At 72.2% G+C, this 20502-nt stretch carries 16 protein-coding genes and 2 pseudogenes; 11 read left to right on the forward strand and 7 right to left on the reverse strand.

What is annotated here, in order from left to right:
* Positions 1 to 205: 205 nt before the first annotated feature.
* From egtA to OHT01_RS06095, 5 genes are all read left to right on the forward strand, one after another.
* The gene (gene egtA, locus OHT01_RS06075; protein WP_328552083.1) at positions 206 to 1543 is read left to right on the forward strand and encodes an ergothioneine biosynthesis glutamate--cysteine ligase EgtA; all 1338 of its coding nucleotides are present in this window, start codon (positions 206 to 208) and stop codon (positions 1541 to 1543) included.
* Positions 1540 to 2871 (forward strand): ergothioneine biosynthesis protein EgtB, encoded by a 1332-nt coding sequence (gene egtB, locus OHT01_RS06080; RefSeq protein ID WP_328552084.1) that lies wholly within the window; start codon positions 1540 to 1542, stop codon positions 2869 to 2871. Before egtA ends, egtB begins: the two co-directional genes overlap by 4 nt.
* A complete protein-coding gene (egtC, locus tag OHT01_RS06085) occupies positions 2871 to 3662 on the forward strand; it encodes an ergothioneine biosynthesis protein EgtC (RefSeq protein ID WP_328552085.1) in 792 nt (263 codons plus the stop codon). Before egtB ends, egtC begins: the two co-directional genes overlap by 1 nt.
* The gene (gene egtD, locus OHT01_RS06090; RefSeq protein ID WP_328552086.1) at positions 3659 to 4621 is read left to right on the forward strand and encodes an L-histidine N(alpha)-methyltransferase; all 963 of its coding nucleotides are present in this window, start codon (positions 3659 to 3661) and stop codon (positions 4619 to 4621) included. Before egtC ends, egtD begins: the two co-directional genes overlap by 4 nt.
* Positions 4622 to 4950: 329 nt before the next feature.
* Complete coding sequence (locus OHT01_RS06095; RefSeq protein WP_328552087.1) at positions 4951 to 7392, forward strand: SpoIIE family protein phosphatase; 2442 nt, start codon at positions 4951 to 4953, stop codon at positions 7390 to 7392.
* A gap of 49 nt (positions 7393 to 7441) precedes the next feature.
* Here the strand turns inward: OHT01_RS06095 and OHT01_RS06100 are convergent, their stop codons facing one another.
* A complete protein-coding gene (locus OHT01_RS06100; protein ID WP_328552088.1) occupies positions 7442 to 8164 on the reverse strand; it encodes a universal stress protein in 723 nt (240 codons plus the stop codon).
* Positions 8165 to 8762: 598 nt separating this feature from the next.
* Between OHT01_RS06100 and OHT01_RS06105 the strand changes: the two genes are divergently transcribed.
* On the forward strand, positions 8763 to 9752 hold the full coding sequence (locus OHT01_RS06105) for an Acg family FMN-binding oxidoreductase (protein WP_328552089.1): 990 nt from the start codon (positions 8763 to 8765) through the stop codon (positions 9750 to 9752).
* Between the two features lie 32 nt (positions 9753 to 9784).
* Positions 9785 to 10228, forward strand: coding sequence for a CBS domain-containing protein (locus OHT01_RS06110; RefSeq protein WP_328552090.1), 444 nt, complete (start codon positions 9785 to 9787; stop codon positions 10226 to 10228).
* A gap of 286 nt (positions 10229 to 10514) precedes the next feature.
* Here the strand turns inward: OHT01_RS06110 and OHT01_RS06115 are convergent, their stop codons facing one another.
* Both OHT01_RS06115 and OHT01_RS06120 read right to left on the reverse strand, forming a co-directional pair.
* A complete protein-coding gene (locus OHT01_RS06115; RefSeq protein WP_328552091.1) occupies positions 10515 to 11990 on the reverse strand; it encodes a bifunctional aminoglycoside phosphotransferase/ATP-binding protein in 1476 nt (491 codons plus the stop codon).
* A gap of 91 nt (positions 11991 to 12081) precedes the next feature.
* The gene (locus tag OHT01_RS06120; protein ID WP_328552092.1) at positions 12082 to 12948 is read right to left on the reverse strand and encodes a universal stress protein; all 867 of its coding nucleotides are present in this window, start codon (positions 12946 to 12948) and stop codon (positions 12082 to 12084) included.
* Positions 12949 to 13402: 454 nt separating this feature from the next.
* Here OHT01_RS06120 and OHT01_RS06125 point away from each other — a divergent pair.
* Positions 13403 to 13657 (forward strand): annotated as a pseudogene (locus OHT01_RS06125) (DUF1876 domain-containing protein); the annotation flags it as partial.
* A 5-nt stretch (positions 13658 to 13662) separates the two neighbouring features.
* Positions 13663 to 14094: pseudogene (locus OHT01_RS06130) on the forward strand (pyridoxamine 5'-phosphate oxidase family protein); the annotation flags it as partial.
* Between the two features lie 186 nt (positions 14095 to 14280).
* Here OHT01_RS06130 and OHT01_RS06135 read toward each other — a convergent pair.
* Both OHT01_RS06135 and gap read right to left on the reverse strand, forming a co-directional pair.
* Complete coding sequence (locus OHT01_RS06135) at positions 14281 to 15168, reverse strand: universal stress protein (RefSeq protein ID WP_328552093.1); 888 nt, start codon at positions 15166 to 15168, stop codon at positions 14281 to 14283.
* Between the two features lie 237 nt (positions 15169 to 15405).
* A complete protein-coding gene (gene gap / locus OHT01_RS06140; RefSeq protein ID WP_328552094.1) occupies positions 15406 to 16419 on the reverse strand; it encodes a type I glyceraldehyde-3-phosphate dehydrogenase in 1014 nt (337 codons plus the stop codon).
* Between the two features lie 376 nt (positions 16420 to 16795).
* Here gap and OHT01_RS06145 point away from each other — a divergent pair, with 376 nt between their 5' ends.
* Positions 16796 to 17848 (forward strand): Acg family FMN-binding oxidoreductase, encoded by a 1053-nt coding sequence (locus OHT01_RS06145; protein ID WP_328552095.1) that lies wholly within the window; start codon positions 16796 to 16798, stop codon positions 17846 to 17848.
* Between the two features lie 99 nt (positions 17849 to 17947).
* Here OHT01_RS06145 and OHT01_RS06150 read toward each other — a convergent pair whose 3' ends face one another.
* Positions 17948 to 19210 (reverse strand): extracellular solute-binding protein, encoded by a 1263-nt coding sequence (locus OHT01_RS06150; protein WP_328558036.1) that lies wholly within the window; start codon positions 19208 to 19210, stop codon positions 17948 to 17950.
* A gap of 221 nt (positions 19211 to 19431) precedes the next feature.
* Between OHT01_RS06150 and OHT01_RS06155 the strand changes: the two genes are divergently transcribed.
* Positions 19432 to 19647 (forward strand): dodecin, encoded by a 216-nt coding sequence (locus OHT01_RS06155; protein ID WP_261707589.1) that lies wholly within the window; start codon positions 19432 to 19434, stop codon positions 19645 to 19647.
* A gap of 54 nt (positions 19648 to 19701) precedes the next feature.
* Here the strand turns inward: OHT01_RS06155 and OHT01_RS06160 are convergent, their stop codons facing one another.
* Positions 19702 to 20193 (reverse strand): phosphatase domain-containing protein, encoded by a 492-nt coding sequence (locus tag OHT01_RS06160; protein WP_328552096.1) that lies wholly within the window; start codon positions 20191 to 20193, stop codon positions 19702 to 19704.
* Between the last annotated feature and the right edge of the window lie 309 nt (positions 20194 to 20502).

Genomic DNA, 20502 nt, shown 5'->3' on the forward strand with positions numbered 1-20502 from the left:
TGCCCATGAACGCATCGTGAGCGATGCTGGTCCTGCGGCGCAACAGAGTTTCGCGGCCCCGCAAACAGTGGTTCCCGGTCCTGAAAGCGACTATTTGCACCCTTGTGCGAACCGCCGAGAGGGTCTTGGGTAGGACGAGTGATTGCCGGTCCGGCCCACCAGACCCCGGGCCGGCGGCATGGTGGAATCTCAGGAGGATCCCCACATGTCCGATTCGGTGAGTGACTGTACGGAGCGACGACGCTCCACCGTCACCGAGGCCGAGGTGGAGGCACTGGTCCGCGGCATCTGCTTCAAGACCGGTCCGCCCCGCCTCCTCGGTGTCGAGGTCGAATGGCTCGTCCACGAGCTGCGCAGGCCGCGGCTTCCCGTACCACCTGAACGACTCGAAGCGGCTTACGCCGCACTGCGGACCCTGTCCCTGCGTTCGGCGCTCACCGTCGAACCCGGTGGACAGCTGGAGCTCAGCTCCGTTCCCGCCACCTCCCTGATGGAGTGCGTGGGGTCCGTCTCGGCCGACCTGGACGCCGTACGCGCCACCTTGCGCGAGGCGGGCCTCGGCCTCAGTGGTTACGGCCAGGATCCCTGGAACCCCCCGAGCCGCTTTCTCCATGAGCCCAGGTACGACGCCATGGAGCGCTACCTCGACCGCGCGGGGCCCGAGGGCCGCGCCATGATGTGCACGTCGGCCTCGGTCCAGGTGTGCCTGGACGCCGGGTACGAGGAACCGGGCCCGCTCGGGCACGGGCGCCGCTGGTGGCTGGCCCACCAGCTCGGCGCGGTCCTGGTGGCCGCGTTCGCGCACTCCCCGATGGCCCGGGGGCGGCACACCGGCTGGCGGTCCACGCGGCAGTCGCTGTGGGCGTCCATGGACCCCGGCCGCAGCGACGCGCCGGCCCTGGACGGCGATCCCCGGGCCGCCTGGGCCCGGCGGGTACTGGACGCGCCGGTGATGTGCGTACGGGCGCCCGCGGCCCCCTGGGACGTCCCGGAGGGTCTGACTTTCCGTGACTGGACCCGGTCCGGCGCGCCACCGGACCGGGCGGACCTCGACTACCACCTGACGACGCTGTTCCCGCCGGTGCGGCCGCGCGGTCATCTGGAACTCCGCATGATCGACGCGCAGCCGGGCGACAACGGCTGGATCGTGCCCCTCGCGGTGGCGGCGGCGCTCTTCGACGACCCGGAGGCCGCCGAGGTGGCCTACCGGACGGTGAAGCCCCTCTCGGAGCGGGCGGGCCCCGCTCCGGCGCCGCGCAACCCGCTGTGGCGGGACGCCGCGCGGTTCGGCCTCGCCGATCCGGAGCTGCGCGAGGCCGCGGCGATCTGTTTCGCGGCGGCCTCCGAGGCACTGCCCCGACTCGGTGCCACCACCGCGGTACTCGACGCGGTGGCGGAGTTCACCGACCGCTATGTGGCACGGGGCCGCTGCCCCGCCGACGACCTGGTCGGCGGGGTCCGTTCGCAGCACGACGGTCGATCCGGGCGCCGCCACGGCGGCCGCCCGCACGGTCGGTCCGACGGGAAGGACATCAGCTCATGACCGGCACGACCGCTTCCGGTCCGCTCACGGATCCGGAGTCGCTGCGGCAGCGCGCGCTGGAGGCGCTGACCACCGCCCGCGACCGCACCGCCCTCCTCACCTCGTGCGTGGAGGACCCCGATCTGACCGCGCAGCACTCGCCGTTGATGTCCCCGCTGGTGTGGGACCTCGCGCACATCGGCAACCAGGAGGAGCTGTGGCTGCTGCGGGAGGTCGCGGGGCGTGAGGCGATGCGGCCCGAGATCGACGGGCTCTACGACGCCTTCGAGCACCCCCGTGCCGCGCGGCCCTCGCTGCCGCTGCTGCCGCCCGCCGAGGCCCGTACGTACGCGGCCGAGGTACGCGGCCGGGCGCTGGACGTCCTGGAGAGCGCCGCGTTCCGGGGCACCCGGCTGACCGAGTCGGGATTCGCCTTCGGCATGATCGCGCAGCACGAACAGCAGCACGACGAGACCATGCTGATCACCCATCAGTTGCGCCGGGGACCGGCCGCCCTCACGGCGCCCGACCCCGCGCCCGCTCCGCCGTTCGCCGGACCCTCCGAAGTCCTGGTGCCCGGGGGCCCGTTCGTGATGGGCACCTCCACCGAGCCGTGGGCGCTGGACAACGAACGCCCCGCGCACCGGCGTACGGTCCCGTCGTTCTTCATCGACACCATTCCCGTCACCAACGCCGCGTACCAGGCGTTCATCGAGGACGGCGGCTACGGCGAGCCGCGCTGGTGGACCCCCGAGGGCTGGGACCACATCCGCGAACACGGCATCGAGGCACCGGAGTTCTGGCGGCACGAGGGCGGACAGTGGCTGCGGCGCCGCTTCGGTGTCACCGAGGGCGTGCCGCCGGACGAGCCGGTCCTGCACGTGTGCTGGTACGAGGCCGACGCGTACGCGCGCTGGGCGGGGCGGCGGCTGCCCACCGAGGCGGAGTGGGAGAAGGCGGCCCGCCACGACCCGGCGTCCGGCCGCTCCACACGCTACCCGTGGGGTGACGAGGACCCCTCCCCCGCGCACGCCAACCTGGGCCAGCGCCATCTGCGCCCGGCTCCGGCGGGAAGCTATCCGGCGGGCGCCTCGCCGCTCGGCGTACGGCAGTTGATCGGCGACGTGTGGGAGTGGACGTCGAGTGATCTGGAGCCCTACCCGGGATTCGTCGCCTTCCCCTACCGGGAGTACTCGGAGGTGTTCTTCGGCCCGGAGTACAAGGTGTTGCGCGGCGGTTCGTTCGCGGTGGACCAGGTGGCCTGCCGGGGCACGTTCCGCAACTGGGACTACCCGATCCGGCGGCAGATCTTCTCCGGGTTCCGCACGGCCCGCGACGGGGATTCCTGATGTGCCGTCATCTCGCTTTCCTGGGAGGCGAGGAGAGGCTCGGCGCGGTCCTCGTGGAGCCGGAGCACAGCCTGTTCCGGCAGTCGTGGGCGCCCAGGAGGCAGCGGCACGGGACGGTCAACGCCGATGGCTTCGGGGTGGGCTGGTACGCCGAGGGCGACCCGGTCCCGGCCCGCTACCGGCGCACCGGCCCCGTCTGGGGCGACCAGTCGTTCGCGGACCTGGCCCGGGTGGTCGGGACGCGGGCGCTGCTCGCCGCGGTGCGGGACGCGACCGTGGCGGGCGCGGACGGGGAGGCCGCGGCGGCGCCGTTCACCGCGGGCCCCTGGCTGTTCAGCCACAACGGCGCGGTCGCCGGCTGGCCGGACACGCTCGCCCCGCTCGTATCGGGCCTGCCCGCCGCCGAGTTGCTGTCGCTGGAGGCCCGGTGCGACGCGGCGTTCGTGTGGGCGCTCGTCCTGCGCCGGCTGCGCGCCGGTGACGAGGAGGGCCAGGCGCTGGCCGACACGGTCCTGGAGGTCGCCGAGGCGGCCCCCGGGTCCCGGCTCAACCTGCTGCTCACCAACGGCGGGACGATCACCGCGACCGCCTGGGGCGACACCCTCTGGTACCTCCTCGATCCGGGCGCTCGCACCCTCGTGGCCTCCGAGCCGCACGACGACGACCCGCGCTGGAGGGAGGTCCCCGACCGCACCCTCCTCACCGCGAACCGCACCGAGGTGCTGCTCACCCCGCTCAAGGACATGAGCGACGACATGGCATCCGCACAGCGCAAGGAGCCCCGTACGTGAGTCCGTTCCTGCTGACCCGCACCCTCCCCGAGGACGCCACGGACGCGGCCCTGCGCGCCGACGTCCTGCACGGCCTCGGACACCAGCCCAAGACGCTGCCGCCGAAGTGGTTCTACGACGCCCTCGGCAGCGAGCTCTTCGAGAAGATCACCGAACTCCCGGAGTACTACCCGACCCGCGCCGAACGCGAGATCCTGCTCGCGCGGTCCGGGGAGATCGCCGCGGCGAGCGGGGCGCGCACCCTCGTCGAGCTCGGTTCCGGCTCGTCGGAGAAGACCCGCCATCTGCTGGACGCGTTGCCCGACCTGCACACCTACGTTCCTGTCGATGTCAGCGAGAGCGCGCTGACCCAGGCCGGGCACGCGCTGATCGCCGAGCGGCCGGGCCTGAACGTGCACGCGCTGATCGCCGACTTCACCGGCGGTCTCTCGCTCCCGGGCACCCCCGGGCCTCGGCTCGTGGCCTTCCTCGGCGGCACCATCGGCAATCTGCTGCCCGCCGAACGCGCGACGTTCCTGGCATCCCTGCGGTCGCTGCTGGCGCCCGGCGACACCCTGCTGCTCGGGACCGACCTGGTCAAGGCCGAGTCGGTCCTCGTGCCCGCCTACGACGACGCGGCCGGGGTGACGGCCGAGTTCAACAAGAACGTGCTCAGTGTCGTCGACCGTGAACTCGGCGCCGACTTCGACCCCGACGCGTTCGAGCATGTCGCGCTCTGGGACGCCGAGCACGAGTGGATCGAGATGCGGCTGCGGTCGCGGATCGAGCAGACCGTGAAGATCCCGGCCCTCGACCTGGCCGTCCACTTCGCGGAGGGCGAGGAGCTGCGGACCGAGATCTCGGCGAAGTTCCGCGAGGACGGCGTCCGCGGTGAACTGGCCACGGCCGGCTTCGGCCTGGCCCACTGGTGGACGGACGCGGAGGGCCGCTTCGCCCTGTCGCTGAGCGTGGCCGCGTAGGACCCGTCCGAAACCCGGCCGGACCGTCTTCGAGGCGGTCCCCGAGGTGCGGCCACGCATCCCGGGGACCGCTTCGGCGGCCTCGCGGCCGTTGCGTCGTACGAGCCGCGATCCGCCGGTTCGCGCCCCGGCCCGAGTGGCACCGCCAGGGCCGCCTCCCCCCGCGTGTACCCGCCGACCGGCGTTCTCGGACCGGCCGACCTGCGTCTGCGGCCGGGGAGGGATACAAGTGGGACAGGGAGTCGACGCCAGACGACGACCCGTACGCCGCGCCGCGGGTCTGCTGTGCCCCTGCGGGACCGAGAGCCCGGGGGCAGGATGGGCGATGAATGGACATGAAGAACGCCGGCTCCCCCGGACACGGCCGCCTTCCGGATCCGGTCACCGCGGCCACGGCAGTCGTCGACGCGCGCGGGATCGTGACGGGGTGGAGCACCGGCGCCCAGCGGCTCCTCGGGTACGCGTCCGAGGACGTCCTCGGACGTCCGGCGGCCGGCCTGCTCGGCCGCGGTGCCGGCTCCCCGGTCGATTTCTCGTCGGCCCGCGAGGAGTGGCGGGGAACCCCGCCGCTGCGACACCGGGACGGCCATGACGTGGAGGCCGAGGTCCGGGCGTACCCGTCACTGGACCGCGAGGGCGGCGCGCAGTGGATCGTCCTCGCCACGCCGTCACGACAGGGGCCTCCGCGTCCGCCGCCGCGTCCGTACGAGGCCGGGGCGTCGACAGAGGAGGCCTTCGCGCAGTGCCACCTGCCGGTGATGATCTACGACGTCGAGTTGCGGGCCGTACGCGGAAGCGCCGGCGCGGTCCGCGCGCTGGCCCTCACCGAGCGGCAGATGCGCGGCCGGCGCGTGACCGACATCCTGCCTCCCCATATGTGCACCAAGGTCGAAGAGGGGATGCGCAGGGTCTTCGACACGGGACGACCGGAACAGTTCGAGGTACGGGGCAGACCGCACCCCGAAGCCCACGGACGGTACTGGGCCGTCACCGTGTCCCCCGTCAGGAACACGGCGGGAGACGTGCACCAGGTCCAGCTCATCGCACTCGACATCACCGAACTGCATCTGGCCCGGGAGCGGCTCGCCCTGCTGAACGACGTGAGCGCACAGGTGGGCAGCACTCTGGACGTGACGCACACAGCCCAGGAGATGGCCGATCTGGCGGTGGGCCGGCTCGCCGATTTCATCAGCGTCGACCTGTCGGACTCACTGCTGCGCGGCTTCGAGCCCCGGCCCTCCGGCGAGGGTTCCATCGGTCTGTGCCGCGTCGCCCAGCAGTCCGTCCTGCCGGGGGTGCCCGAGTCGCTGGTCCAGCCCGGCGACGTGGACTACTACCCGGCGTCGTCACCCCCCGCCCGCTGCCTGCTCACCGGCCGTTCGTCACTGCACAGCACCCTGGACGAAGCCATCGGCGGCTGGCAGGCCGTGGACCCCGAGCGCGCCGCGAAGGTCCGCTCCTTCGGAATCCACTCGATCATGGTCGTCCCGCTGCGCGCCCGGGGCATCACGCTCGGGGTCGCCGTGCTCGTACGCCACCGGCGCCGGCATCCCTTCGACGACGACGATCTGCTGCTCGCGCAGGAGATCGCCGCTCGCACGGCGGTCGCCGTGGACAACGCCCGCCGCTTCACCCGCGAACGGACCACCGCCCTGGCCCTGCAGCGAAGTCTGCTCCCTCAGCGGATCGCGGACCAGGATGCCGTGGAAGTGGCTCACCGCTACCTCCCGGCCCGCTCCCAGGCCGGGCTGGGCGGCGACTGGTTCGACGTGATCCCCCTGTCGGGTGCCCGGGTCGCCCTGGTCGTCGGAGACGTCGTCGGCCACGGTCTGCGCGCCTCCGCCACCATGGGGCGCCTGCGGACCGCCGTGCGCACACTGGCCGATGTCGACCTGCCTCCCGACGAGCTTCTCGTCCACCTCGACGACCTGATCACCCGTCTCAGGACGGAGGAGGGGACCACCGCGGACTCGGAGCTCGACATCGTCACCGATCTGATCGCAACCTGTCTGTACGTGGTCTACGACCCGGTGTCGCGCCGCTGCACCGCGGCCGCCGCGGGCCATCCGCCACCCACGGTGGTGACACCCGACGGCACGGCCGCGTTCGTCGAGCTGTCCGCCGGACCGCCGCTGGGGATGGGCGGGCTCCCCTTCGAGGCCGTCGAGTGGGAAGTCCCCCGAGGCAGCCTCCTGGCGCTCTACACGGACGGCCTCATCGAGGCCGCCGAACACGACCTCGACAAGGGCATGGCACTGCTGCTCCAACGCCTGGAGCAACCCGCGCACTCCCTGGGCGCGATGTGCGACGACCTGGTCCAGACCCTGCTCCCCGCTCAGCCGTCGGACGACGTCGCCCTCCTCCTCGCGCGGACCCGGGCCCTCGAACCGGGCCGGGTCGCCACCTGGGACCTGTCCTCCGATCCGGCGGCCGTGGCGGGCGCGCGTGGCGAGGTCTCCCGGCGCCTGGCCGACTGGGGACTCGACGAGGCCGCCTTCACCACCGAGTTGATCGTGAGCGAGCTGGTCACCAACGCGATCCGCTACGGCGGCCCTCCCGTCCAGTTGCGCCTGATCCGCGGCACCGCGCTCATCTGCGAGGTCACCGACAGCAGCAGCACCGCCCCGCATCTGCGCAGGGCCCGCATGCTCGACGAAGGCGGGCGCGGCCTGATGCTCGTGGCGCAGCTGGCCGACCGCTGGGGCACGCGGCACCTGCCCGGGGGCAAGGCGATCTGGGCAGAGATCGGGGTCCCGGACGGGCAGCCGTAGGGGCGGTCACGGTCCGGCGACGCCAAGGCCTTCGAAGCGTTGCGTACGGTCAGTCATCAAAACGGTGACGCTCGCCGTCGGGGAACACTGCCACGGGGCAGTGCGCGTGGTGCAGCACGGCGTGGACGACGCGCCCCAGCGGTGTGCCGAGCGCATGTGCCGGCCGACGGGCACCGACGACTACCAGGTCCGCGTGGGCGGACGCGTCAACGAGGGCACCGGCCGGGGAATGGGCTCGCACCAGGTCACCGGTGACCGTCAGGCCGGGAAATTCGTCCCGCACGGGCCCGATCAGGCGGGTGACGGAACTCGCCCGCTCCTCGGCGACGTCCGTGAGGTCGCCGAGCACCGGCACCATGCTCCCGGCGTACTGGTAGTGGGTGTAGGCGCTCAGCACCCGCAACGAGGCCTTGTGGCGGTCCGCGGTCTCCGCCGCGAACCGCATCACGTCGAGGTCGCGCTCGTCGCGTACGGCGACCAGCACGACGCCAGTGGTGACATGACTGGGTGTGCCGCGGACCACGACGACAGGAGCGGTCGCGCAAGCGGCGACCCGGAGCCCCACCGAGCCGAGCAGGAGCGCCGAAAACCCTCCGGCTCCACGGGTACCCACGACCGTCCGGCCATGGTCGCCCGCTTCGCCCAGCAGCGCCGGGACAGCGACGTCCCGGCTGACCACGGAGGTGACCCGGATCCCGGGAGCCTGCGACTCCGCCAGTGCAGCCGCCTGCTCCACGGTGTCCAGACCGGCGTCGAGCACCCGCTGGACCACGGATTCGGGGGGACAGTTCCGGGCCCCAGGTGTCGAGGCCGGTGGCACACACGAGGTGCAGGGGCACGCCCCTGGACGCGGCCTCGACGGCGGCCCACCGCACCGCCAGTGCGGCGCCCTCGGATCCGTCCGCCCCCGCGACAACCGGCCCGTGCACGGCGACCATGATCCCTCCAGGTTCAGGGACCGTGTGGTTGACGCAGGGCTGACGGATCAGCGCCCTGCCGGTGATCGAAGGCAGGACCTTGTGATCGGCGTGGTCTCCGAGGCGGGCTTGCGTTCGGCCCTCCCACTGAGGCCGAACAGCCCAAATCTGGGTCCCTGAAGTCCCTGTTCTCCCGCGCGATCGTCGGCAGACTGGTGAGGAAGGGTCACCTCGATATCCAGCGGCGATCACCATGTCCGACGTCACCAGCACCGATCTCTACGACGTGACCATGCCCACGGACACCGCTGTCCCCCGCCGCCCCGCGTATGACGGCGACGGCAGTGAACCCTGCGCACCGCAGGCGATGCGGCGTTCGAGGCAGCGAACCCTGCGCGGCGCCCGGCTACGGGCCGTGCTCGACCGGCCGGACCGGCACGAAGGGAAGCCATCATGGACGCAGAGCCTCTTGACGTGAACACCGTCACAGCGCTCGTGACGGACGCGACCGCCGCGCCCTCGCTCCACAACGCTCAGCCCTGGGCGTTCCGCTACCTGCGGGACACCGGCGTCCTGCACCTGTACGCCGACCCCGAGCGCACACTCCCGCGCACCGACCCGGAGAGTCGTGGCCTGCACATAGGCTGCGGCGCCGCGCTGCTCAACCTGCGCGTGGCCGCCGCGGCGGCGGGCCTGGCACCGGTCGTCCGGCTGCTGCCCGATCCGGCCCGCGCGGAGTTCCTCGCGGAGGTACATCTGTGCGGCACCGGACCACCCGACGACGCCCTCGCCCGGCTCGCCCCCTCGATCCAGCGGCGTCACTCCAGCCGTCTGCCCTTCCGCGACAAGGAGATCCCGGCCGTCACCAGGGGCGCACTCGACGAGGCGGCCCGCGCCGAGGGCGCGCAGTTGCGGTTCCCCGACATATGGCATGTGCAGGCGATTCTCGCGTCGGTGCGGGACGCCGAGGACCGGGAAGCACTCGACCCGGGAGTGCGCGAGGAAACGGTGCGGTGGACGCGCACGGAGCCGTCAGCCGCCGACGGGGCGGCGGACGGCATCCCTGCCGAGGCCTTCGGTCCACGGCAGCACGGTTCGTCGGCCCCCGTACGTGACTTCGCCGTCGGCCGTCCGGTGCCCGGGCGCGGCTGGGCGCACTTCGAGCGGAACCCGAACATCGCTCTGCTCGGGACGGCCCGTGACGAGCCGGCGGACTGGCTGCGCGCCGGTCAGGCACTGGAGCGGGTCCTGCTCCGGGCCACCACGGACGGGCTGGTCAGCTCGGTGACGTCCCAGCCCCTGGAGTGGTCGGAGATCCGGTGGGCCGTCCGCGACCCGATCTCGGCCATGGCTCACGTCCAGATGGTGATCCGGCTCGGCTACGGCCCCGAGGGCCAGGCGAGCCCACGGCGGCCGGTGGCCGATCTGCTCGACGTCCGCTGACACGGGCACACAGGACAGAAAGGGGTAATCGCATGAAGGTCTCGGAGGTGATGACTGCTCCTCCGGTGTGCGTGGCACCTCACGTTCCCCTGGACGAGGTGACCGACCGGATGGCCGAGTACGCCGTCGGGTCGGTCCTCGTGGTCGAGGACGGAGCGCTGCACGGCATAGTCACCGACCGCGACCTCGCGGTACGGGGATTGGGCGGAGGCCTGGACGCGACGGCCCGGGTGGACGCGGTCATGTCGCCACGCGTCATCACCGTCGAAGCCACCGACGATCTCCAGGTGGCCTACCGGACGTTCCGTCGCACGGGGGTCCGCCGGCTTCCGGTCCTCGAATCAGGCAGGGTCGTGGGCGTGCTGACGCTCGACGACCTGCTCCTCGACGTCTTCCGCAGGTTCGCCGACCTGCTCGGCCCGGTCGCCGCGAGCGTCCTGCAGGAGCCGCCGGGGCCGCCTGCCGCGGGCACGTGAGCTCGGCCTCCCCCGGGCGAGCCCACGACCTGGAGGACTCCACCCTGGAGGCGTCCTCCCCGGCGGGGACGGAGCAGTGGGCGTGAGCGTCACCCGCACCCGGAGCCCCGGCGTGGGGCGGAACGGCGGGTTCGTGCCGGGTTCCGGGGTCGGGGCATCGCGCTGTCGCTCCGGCACGGCGGAGGGCTCGCGCCGGTGATCCACCGTGTGGGCACACTGCCGCCCGACGCCCTCACGGGCCGGCCTCAGGGAGTCCATCGCCAGGGCGACACGGTCAGCACCCACCTCAGTCCGGCTCCATGTAGGGGCGGCGAAAGACCGGCGCCTGAGCGGTGCCCCAGGGCCGCACGGCAGTCATCGCCCGGGCGACCGCGGACTCCAGCGCGCCGCTGGTGTCGACCGGCACGGCCTCGCGCCATGGCGGTTCGGCGGCCGCCATGGCGGTGGCGATGTCGAGGTCCGCGTCGGACATTCCGCGTGTGCGCGTGCTCAGACGGGCGGCCGAGACGTCGCCCGGCACCTGGCAGTGGAGGGGCACCAGGTCCGCGCTGGTGCGTTCCGCCACACGCAGAGCCGCTTCGCGCTGTGCGGCGTCGGACCAGGTGGCGTCCAGGACGACGGACTCGCCGGAAGACAGCAGAGCAGCCGCGCGGTCGAGCAGGGCTGTGTACGTCTTCACGGTCCACTCGGGCGTGTACAGGCCCTCGCGGTAGCCGGCTGCCGCGGACTGCTCGGCCGGGATGCCGGCGAGTTCCTTGCGGATCCGGTCGCTGCTGAGCAGGGTGACTCCCAGCCGGTCGGCCAGTGCTCCGGAAAGGGTGGACTTCCCGCTGCCGGGCAGTCCGCCCACGGGGATGAGGCGGACGGCAGAGGTGCGCAGATGGCGCAGCGCCGTCGACATCAGCCGCCGCGACGCCGCCTCCGCGCCCGCAGCGCCCTGACGGGCTTGGAGGAGAGAGACCTTGGCACGGACGAACGCACGGTAGGCGACGTAGTGGTGCCAGAGGGAGGGGGGCGCGGGATCGGCGGAGTACTCGCCGTACTGGGCGAGGAAATACGCCGCGGCCTCCGGGGCGCCGTGCTGTTCGAGGTCCATGGCGAGGAAGGCCGCGTCGTCCAGGCCGTCGACGTACCGGAGATGGTCGTCGAACTCCAGGCAGTCCAGGACCCGAGGACCGTCGTCGAGGCAGAAGATGTCCTCGGTGAGCAGGTCACCGTGGCCGTCGACCACACGCCCCTGCTCGATGCGGGCGTCGAACAGGCGCTCGCGGCCGGCGAGATAGCGGCGCACCAGCTTCTCGATCTCCGCCAGGTCATCGGGTACGGAACCGTCGGCGCCCAGCGTGCGGACCTGCGCGAAACTGGCCTCCCACCGTGATGACAGAGCATCCCGGGTGCCTTGCTCGTCCACCTCACGGCCACGGGGCGCGTCCGCGTGCCAGGTGGCGAGGTGCCGGGCAACGACTCGGAGGACGTCGTCGACCGAGGCTCCCGTTCCTACGAGGTGGGAGAGGCGACGGTCCTCCGGCATCCGGCGCATCACCACGAGCGGCTCGGCCTCCGACTCGCCCGGACCGCGGAACTCTCCCAGTCCCAGGTAGACATCGGGGGCGAACCGACGGTTGAGGGCGACTTCCCGCTCGCACGCGACCCGGCGGGCGGTCGCCGTGGTGTAGTCGAGGAACCCGAGATCGACCGGCTTCTTGAGCTTGTACGCACGGTCGCCGACGAAGAACAGGACCGCGGTGTGGGTCTCGCACACGCCGGCACGGGTCGGCGGATCACCGTCGTGCCGGGCACCCGTGCGGGGCGAGGCAGCGAGGTGAGGCCCCGGCGTCCCGGCGGCGCCTCGCTCAGTCATGAGGGACGACGGCGACCGGGCAGCGCCCATGGTGAATGGCGGCCTGCGCCACCGGCCCCAGGTGCGGCGCCAGACCATGACGGTGCCGGCGCCGGCCCACGACGAGCAGCGCGGCGCCCTCGGCGGACCGTACGACCGCCTTGGCCGGGCTTTCGAGAACGATGCTGTCGGCCACCTCCACCCGCGGGTACTTCTCTCGCCACGGGTGAAGCGCCCTGCCCGCCTCCTCGTGCGCCTCGCGCGTCATCTCCTCGGTGACCCCGTGGTCCACACCCCAGGGCACATGTGCGTGGAGCGGCACGCTGCGACCGTGGACGGCCAGGAGCGGTACGTCTCTTGCCGCGGCGGTCCGGAACCCGAATTCGAGCAGGTCGTCGGAGGACCCGTGCAGCTTCAGGGCGACGACCACCGGGCTACCGGGCTCGGGAGCCTTCCGCTCCCGAGAGGCGGCGCGGACCAGCACCACCGGCCGTTCGGCCCGTGCCACGACGGGCATGCTGATGTCACCGAGGAAATAGCTCTCGACGGACTCCAGCCCGCGCGAACCGAGCACCGTGATCTCCGACTCCGTCGCCGCTTGGAGCAGGGCGCTCCCGGCTTCGTCGGCGACCAGGTTCCCGACGACGGTCAGGCCCGGGTGGCGGGCTTGGAGCTCCGCCTGCGCGGTGTGGACCAGACGCTTCGCCCAATAGTTCTGATCGACCTCGCCGGCGACCCGGGGCGGTTCCGGCGCCAGCATCGGCCACGCGTGCAGCAGGCGCAGCGGGAGCTTGCGCTTCTCGGCTTCGTCGGCGGCCCAGCGGGCGGCGGCCAGACTCTCGGGCGATCCGTCGAGGCCCACGGTGACGGCTGGTTGCATGACGGCGGCCCTCCATCTCGTAAGAAGCTGGAAATGACGATGAGCGAGTCCGCGACCGGAGCGTGGTCCGTGCGTCGCCTGTGCACCGGGGTGATGCGTTCTCTCAGGATCACCCCCAACCTCTCCCTGGCGCATGTGGAGTCACGGAGGGCGCGGAAGGCACGGAATCCGGCATGAGGGGTGACACGAGCGTGGCGAATCCCCTCGCGGTCGGCCGCGGAACGAGGAGGCGGATCCGCCTCGGCTTCGGGCCGGTCGCCGGTCCCGCAGGGACCTTCGGCCCTGTGACCGGGGACGCCGCCGTTCGATCGTGGGAGGACCGGAGAGCCGACCGACACCCTGCCGGGAGGCAGACAACCCCTTCCGACACATGCCGCCCGTGCGCTGACGGCACTTCGCACACCGCTGGTACACGGAGTTCAGGGCACGGAGCCACGCGGGCAAGGAGAGCGCGATGTCGCACACGGGACAGTGGAACGTACGTCTCGACCTCTTCGAGGACGACGACGGAACAACGAAGGCGCACGTCGTGCTGGACACCGGCACCACGGCGATGACCGGCCGCGGAACCGCGCACTGCGGTCCGACGGACACGAACGTGCCCGAGATCGGCGACGAACTGGCGGCAGGCCGGGCCTTGCACGACCTCGCCCACCAACTGCTCAAGGCCGCCGAGAAGGACGTCCGCAGCATGACGCCGGAGCGACCCCGCACCCCGGGCAGGGTGAGGCGCTCCTTCGTCCTCGACTGCGGGACCTCACCGTGGACGAATGCCGCACCCTGCTCTCCACGCACGGCGTGGGGCGCGTGGCGGTGTCGCCGTCCGGCGGCCGCCCGGCGGTCGTCCCGGTCAACTACGACGTGGTCGACGACGCGATCGTCTTCCGGACCTCTCCCGGCTCCGTGACCGCGGCTGCCGCAGGAACCGAGGTCGCCTTCGAGGTCGACCACGTGGACGACGCTCCGAGCCAGGGATGGAACGTGCTCGCCGTCGGCCCCGCCATTCCGGTGACGGACCCCGAGGTCACGGGCCGGCTCACCCGAGACGCGCACACCGAACCCTGGGCGGGCGGTGAGCGCATGATGTGGGTGTCGATCCGGCCCACGAGTCTCACGGGCCGCCGTATCACTGCGGCCGATCAGTAGCCGGTCCCACGGGCCGTGACAGCGGGCGCGCGGCCCGGCTCCCCGCACGAGGGCCGGAGACCCCGCCCGACGTCTTCGCCCGCGTGACACCGGCTCTCACCGGCCTGGAGCCGTACCGCGTCATGGAACGAGGGGCCCAGGGGGCGCGCGCCCGGGCCCCTCATCGCACTTGTGTGACCCGGAGGGTCAGTCGTTCGGTACCACCGCGACCGGTGCCGCGGAGTGGTGCAGTACCGCTTGCGTCACCGGTCCGACGTGGGTGCCGACCGGGGACCGCCGGTTGCGGCGACCGACCACGACCAGCGAGGCGTTCCGCGAGGCCTCCACGAGGTGGGGGCCCGCGCCGCCGATCACGGCCTGCCCGCGCACCTCGACGCCGGGGAACTTCTCCCGCCAGGGGCTCAGGACCTCGGTCAGCCGCCGCTGCGCCTCGGCGAGCAGTTCCTCGTTGACCTCCGCGTCGAAGGCTCCGCCGTAGCCGTAGTAGGGCGGCGGACTCCAGCCGTGGACGACACGCAGGCCGGTCGCCCTGTCGGCCGCCGCCCGGAAGGCGAATGCGATCACGGAGGCGCCCGGGTGCTCCAGGTCGAGACCGAGGACCACGTCCCGGTTCTCGCGGTCGTCCTCGGGGGTCGTCCCGGCGCGTACGAGGACCACCGGCGTCCGGCTCCGGGCCACCAGAGCCTGCGCGACGGAGCCGACGAGGAACCCGTGGACACCGCTCAGCCCCCTGGACCCGAGGACCAGCAGTTCGGCGTTCTCGGCTGCGGCCAGCAGGACGGTGACAGGCTGTTCGGCGACGCGCTCGGCGCTGACCGACAGGCCAGGATGCAGTGCGCCGAGCCGGGCCGCGGTCTCGTGCGGCAGACGTTCGGCCCATTCACGCTCCAGATCGTCCGTCGTGGGCGACGGTACGGAAACGCCGGCCAGCGGGGCGTACACAGGCGGGTGCCACAGCCACGCGTGGACGACGCGCAGGTGAGCATCCGTGCGCAGGGCTTCACGAGCTGCCCAGTCGGCCGCTGCGAGGCTCTCGGACGAACCGTCCAGACCGACGACGATGCTGCGGGACATCTGGAGACCTCCTTGAGAGATGCATGATCAGTCTTGCGTTCGCACGGGCCCCGAACCAGGGGCCGCTGGTCCTCGACAGGGGCCGACCGGCCCATGCCGTGGGGTGGACCCAGCCGTGCCGAACGGTTCCTGCACCCGCGGAAGCGCGAGCGAGCAGGACGACCGCGTAGAGGAACGCAATCGCGCGGCGCGGCGTACGGGACTGCGGGGAAGCGCGTGGCAGCGCTCGTGTGCGCGTCAGTCGTCGGCGACCAGCGCGGTGAGGTCGAGCAGGCGGTTGGTGTACCCCCACTCGTTGTCGTACCAGCCGAAGACCTTCGCCAGCGTTCCGTCGGCCTGGGTCAGGGCCGGGTCGAAGACGCAGGACGACGGGTCGCCGATGACGTCGCGGGAGACGATGGGCGCCCGCGAGACACGGAGGATGCCCTTCAGTGCGCCCTCCGCGGCCGCGGCGAATACGGCGTTGATCTCCTCTGCCGTCGCTTCGCGGCGTAGCACCACCGCGAGGTCGGTGAGCGAGCCGTCCTCGACGGGCACGCGGACCGCGATGCCGTCCAGGACTCCGGCCAGCTCGGGCAGGACCAGTCCGACGGCGCGGGCGGCGCCCGTGCTGGTGGGGATGATGCTGAGCGCCGCCGAACGGGCGCGGCGCAGGTCCTTGTGCGGGCCGTCCAGCAGGGACTGGTCGTTGGTGTAGCCGTGGATGGTGGTCATCACGCCGCGCTCGACACCGAAGGCCTCATGGAGCACCTTGACCATCGGGGCGACGCAGTTGGTGGTGCAGGAGGCCGCCGACACGACCCTGTCGGAGGCACGGTCGTAGGTGTGGTCGTTGACGCCCATCACGATCGTGGCGTCCGCGTTCTTGCCGGGTGCCGAGAGCAGCACGGTGTGGGCGCCGCTCTTCAGGTGCAGGGCGGCGGTGTCGCGGTCACGGAAGCGGCCCGTGGACTCGATGACGATGTCGGCGCCGTTGTCGGACCACTGGAGGGCCGCCGGGTCCCGCTCGGCGGTGACGGCGATGCGCCGGCCGTCGACGGTGATCGAGCTGTCGTCGTGCAGGACCTCACGCCCTAGACGTCCGAACGTCGAGTCGTACTCAAGGAGATGAGCCAGGGTGGCGGGCGGCGCGATGTCGTTGATCGCGACGACCTCGACGTACTGGGTGCCCGCCTCGGCGCGCTCCAGCGCCGCGCGCAGATAGGTACGGCCGATGCGGCCGAAGCCGTTTATACCGACACGAACGGTCATGACGGTGAACTCCTTTGACTGGTGCGGATTTCGGCCTCGGGTTGAGTCGGCGTCCTCGGGACGTGTCCGTTGCGGTACGACGCGACGGGGCATGCCGGTGGTGCGGGACCGCGGAATCGGGGGTCCGATCCGGTTCAGTTCCAGCGTCGTGAGGAACAGGTGCGTGGGGCAGGGGCCGCAGGGCCCCGAGGGAGGCCGATCGGCCCAACGCGGCCGCGGGCGCGGGCGGGTGGCCGTTCGGCTCCGCCCGCTGGATCTGTGCGGTCCCGTGCGGCAGCGGCCGCCGTCGGAGAAAGACGTGGCCGCCCAGCCCCGGGCAAGGGCCGATCGGCCCCTTCGCCGTCGCCGCCCGCGCTCGCAGGCTGAAGGCAGCCGCATGCCCGCGGCCCACCTCGTCCGGCAGGAGGCCGCCATGTCCTCGACCCACCCGGACTCATCGACGCTGGAAAGGCTCCTCTCGGCCGCCGTCGCGGCCCCTTCGATGCACAACACGCAGCCGTGGCGCTTCCGGCTCGGCGCCGAGCCGGCCGTCGTGGAGATCCACGCCACCGTCGAGCGGGGGCTGCCCCAAGAGGATCCACACGGCAGGGCTCTGCACATCGCCGCCGGCGCGGCCCTGTTCAACCTGCGGGTGGCGGTGACGCACCTCGGCTGGAAGCCGGTCACGCGGCTGCTCCCCGATCCGCGCGCCCCCGGGCTGCTCGCATCCGTCCGGATCACACGTCGGGCGAGCCCGCGTGGGCTGCACGCCGCCGAGCTGTACGAAGCGATCTGGCGCCGGCACAGCAGCCGGTTCCCCTTCACCGACGAGGTGGTTCCCGGCCGTGTCCTGAACGACCTCGTGGAAGCCGCCCAGATCGAGGGCGCCAGGCTGGCCGTGACCGCCCCGGGCGAGGCGGGACGGCTCCTGCGGGTCACGGCGGAAGCGGAGCACCGCAACCACTCCGACCCGTACCGCAGCGCCGAAAGCCGCCGCTGGACGAGCCGGGACGAGGCGAGTGACACCGGCATCCCGTCCGCCGCCATCGGACCGCAGGACGCCTTCGAACGGCTGCCCATGCGCGACTTCTCCGCAGAGCGTTCGATGGAGCGGTTGCCTGCCCGGCCGTTCGAACGCAACCCCACCTTGGCCTTCCTGGCCACGGGACACGACCGGCGCTCCGACTGGTTGCGCGCCGGTCAGTCGCTCCAGCACGTGCTGCTGGTCGCGACCGCGCACGGCCTGCGCACCTCGCTCCTCCACCAGGCTCTGGAGTGGCCCGACCTCCGCGACGAACTGCGCAGCCCGACGGCGCCCTTCGACCACGTCCAGATGCTCATCCGGCTCGGTTACGGCCCGGAAGGCCCTGTCACTCCCCGCTGCTCGCCCTTCTCGTTCCTGGGCGTCGACGGGACTGCCCCTCCGGAAGTCCCGACATCCTCGCCGTGAGCGCCGGACGGGCCCTCGCCGACGCCCGACCGGGTTCCGGGCGGCGGCCGAAAGGGTTTGGGAGACCGGCCAGGTCATCGGCGCGGGAGGGAGCCTCGCTCACGTGCCGTCGGCATCCAGGATGGCCGTGATCCGGTCGGAGGCGCGCCCGGCCTCCGTCGCCGGGTCGGCTCCGCCGAGGATCTTCGTCATGCAGTCCTTGATCGGGTTGTGGGCCTCGACCGCGGCCCATTGGGGTGAGGACGGGGTCGCCCGGCCCTGCGCGGCGCCCGCCGCCATGGCCGCGACCCCCGCCTCGCCCGCCACGGCGTGGGCGAGCGTCGTCTTGTTGGGCACGTAGTTCATCGTCCGGGCCAGCTCGGTCTGCCACTTGGCGCCGGCGAGGGCGGCCACGACGGCGGTGGCGCCGGGACGGTCGTCGGTGTTCTCGGGCACCACCAGGTCGGAGCCGCCGGTGAAGACCGCACCCGGTTTCTCGGCCGTCCTGCCGGGAACCGGAAAGAAGCCCAGCTTGCCCTTGAGTTCCGGGTTGGCCCGCTCGACGGCCCGGGCGAGTCCGGGCACGGCCACGATCTGCGCGACCCGCCCCTTGGCGAACACCCCTGACTGCGGCGGGTGTTCCTCGTCGGCGTTCGCGGGGCCCCGGCCAAGTGCCTGCAGGCGCCGGTAGAAGTCCATGCCGCGCAGTGCGGCGGGCGTGTCCAGCGTGCCCCGCCAGTTTCCGGAGCCCGACTCCTCGGCGAGGTCGCCGCCCTCGTCCCAGATGAAGCCGGAGAGGGTGTACCAGTCCTGTCCGGCCAGGTAAATGCCCTGTTTGCCACCGGAGTTGAGGCGCTCGGTGTCCGTGAGCCACTGTTCGCGGGTCTTCGGCGGCTGCTTGATGCCGGCCCCCGCGAACAGGTCCTTGCGGTAGATGACGACGCGGTTGGCGGCGTACCAGGGGATGCCGTACTGGTGGGCTCCGAACCGGCCGGGCACGGCGAGGCCCGGCAGCCACTGGTTCATGCCCCAGTCGCGCATCGACTCCAGGGTCATGTCCCGCAGGCCGCCGTCGTCGACGTACTGCGCGACCTGGGTGTTGCCGACCTCGATGACGTCGGGGGCGGCCCGGTCGGTCCGCTTCAGTGCCGCCTGCACCTTCTCCCCGATCCCGGTCCACTCCTGGATACGGATGTCGAGCCGGAGGTCACCGTGCTTTTGCTCGAAGTCCTCGGTGAACCGGTTCAGGAAGTCCTGGGAGGCGCTGTCCTTCATCAGCCACACCGTGACGGTCCGCCGGTGCGTGCCGGTGCCGGGGAGGGTGCCGCAGGCGGTGAGCAGGGAGGCGGTGACGCACACGACGGCGAGATAGCGGCGTTTCACGTTCACGAGGGTCCTGTTCTGTCTTGCGGACAGGGGCAAGGGCCCGACGTGGGGGGACGAGCGGGTCGCTCGTACGGGCGTCTGGAGTTTGGTATGGACCAATCAGCCCCGTCAAGGGCCCGCCGTCACCCTGGCCACCCCGCCGTCTCGCGGAGCGCCACACCCTGGGGCACCGTGGAATGACGCGTGGCACTCGCGCCACGGCGGAGAGGAGCACCCGCATGTCCGACCACACCTATCGGGTCACCGAGATCGTCGGGACCTCCCACGAAGGCGTCGACCAGGCCATTCGCAATGGGATCACCCGGGCCTCGCAGACCCTGCGCAACCTCGACTGGTTCGAGGTCACGCAGGTCAGGGGCCAGATCGAGAACGGGCGGATCGAGCACTACCAGGTCGGCCTGAAGCTCGGTTTCCGACTGGAGGACGCCGACTGACCCGACCCGCGCCCACGGGTCCCGTCCCCCGCCGAGAACCCCTCCGGCAACCCCTCAGGTCCGCCCCTCCCGCTCCTGCGCGTCCTTCAGCGCCGCCGACGCGGCCGCCCACCGTGCCCGTACGACCGTGAAACCGGCCCGCTCCGCCTCCTCGCAGACGAATTCGTCGTCGTCGACCAGGACGCGGACCTCCCGGTCGCGGGCGAGCCGGCGAAGGATCTCCAGCTTGGTGCGGCGGGCGGGCCTGCGGTCGTCGTTGCGCCGCATCCAGATACGCCCCTCGGGCAGGCCCTGCGCGGCCAGCCACTCCACGGTGGCCCGCCGGCATCGCTCGGGACGGCCCGTCAGATAGACCACCTCGCACTCCCGCGCGCTGCTCAGCGCCAGCGCGACGCCCTCCGCGAGCGGCGGGTCCTCGGCCGCCGCCGCGAAGAACCCGTCCCAGTCCCGCGGCACTCGCTCCAGGAACCGCTGCCGGTGCGCGGTGTCCGCGAGAGTGCCGTCCAGGTCGAACACCGCGAGTGGTCTGCCGTTCTGTTCCTTCACGCCGGCCAGCCTAGACAGCGGCACCGACGACGCGCGGGCCACGACGCCCGGCCCCGCGCGTGAACACACTCAACTTCCGTCCCTACGGGCCCTGTTCACACCACCCGCGAGCCCCTACCGTAATGCCTCGCACAGCATGTCGCACAGCATTCGACATACCGAACAGGAGAAGGGCGATGGAGGGACGCCACCGCCCCGCTCCTCGGCATGCGCAGGTCCGGGCGAAGCCCCCGCCCCGCACCATCGGGCCGTTCCTCGACAGCTACGACGGCACCGTCACGGCCCGGGCCCGACCCCCACGACCATCGA

This window comes from Streptomyces sp. NBC_00358, assembly GCF_036099295.1.
GTDB lineage: Bacteria > Actinomycetota > Actinomycetes > Streptomycetales > Streptomycetaceae > Streptomyces.

Bases quoted from the DNA above. Each gene is read 5' to 3' on its own strand.
- OHT01_RS06120 (WP_328552092.1), bottom strand. From the start codon at position 12,948: ATGCAACCAGCCGTCACCGTGGGCCTCGACGGATCGCCCGAGAGTCTG.
- OHT01_RS06155 (WP_261707589.1), top strand. From the start codon at position 19,432: ATGTCCGACCACACCTATCGGGTCACCGAGATCGTCGGGACCTCCCAC.
- egtC (WP_328552085.1), top strand. From the start codon at position 2,871: ATGTGCCGTCATCTCGCTTTCCTGGGAGGCGAGGAGAGGCTCGGCGCG.
- egtB (WP_328552084.1), top strand. From the start codon at position 1,540: ATGACCGGCACGACCGCTTCCGGTCCGCTCACGGATCCGGAGTCGCTG.
- OHT01_RS06110 (WP_328552090.1), top strand. From the start codon at position 9,785: ATGAAGGTCTCGGAGGTGATGACTGCTCCTCCGGTGTGCGTGGCACCT.
- OHT01_RS06145 (WP_328552095.1), top strand. From the start codon at position 16,796: ATGCCCGCGGCCCACCTCGTCCGGCAGGAGGCCGCCATGTCCTCGACC.
- gap (WP_328552094.1), bottom strand. From the start codon at position 16,419: ATGACCGTTCGTGTCGGTATAAACGGCTTCGGCCGCATCGGCCGTACC.
- OHT01_RS06105 (WP_328552089.1), top strand. From the start codon at position 8,763: ATGGACGCAGAGCCTCTTGACGTGAACACCGTCACAGCGCTCGTGACG.
- egtA (WP_328552083.1), top strand. From the start codon at position 206: ATGTCCGATTCGGTGAGTGACTGTACGGAGCGACGACGCTCCACCGTC.
- OHT01_RS06135 (WP_328552093.1), bottom strand. From the start codon at position 15,168: ATGTCCCGCAGCATCGTCGTCGGTCTGGACGGTTCGTCCGAGAGCCTC.
- OHT01_RS06095 (WP_328552087.1), top strand. From the start codon at position 4,951: ATGGACATGAAGAACGCCGGCTCCCCCGGACACGGCCGCCTTCCGGAT.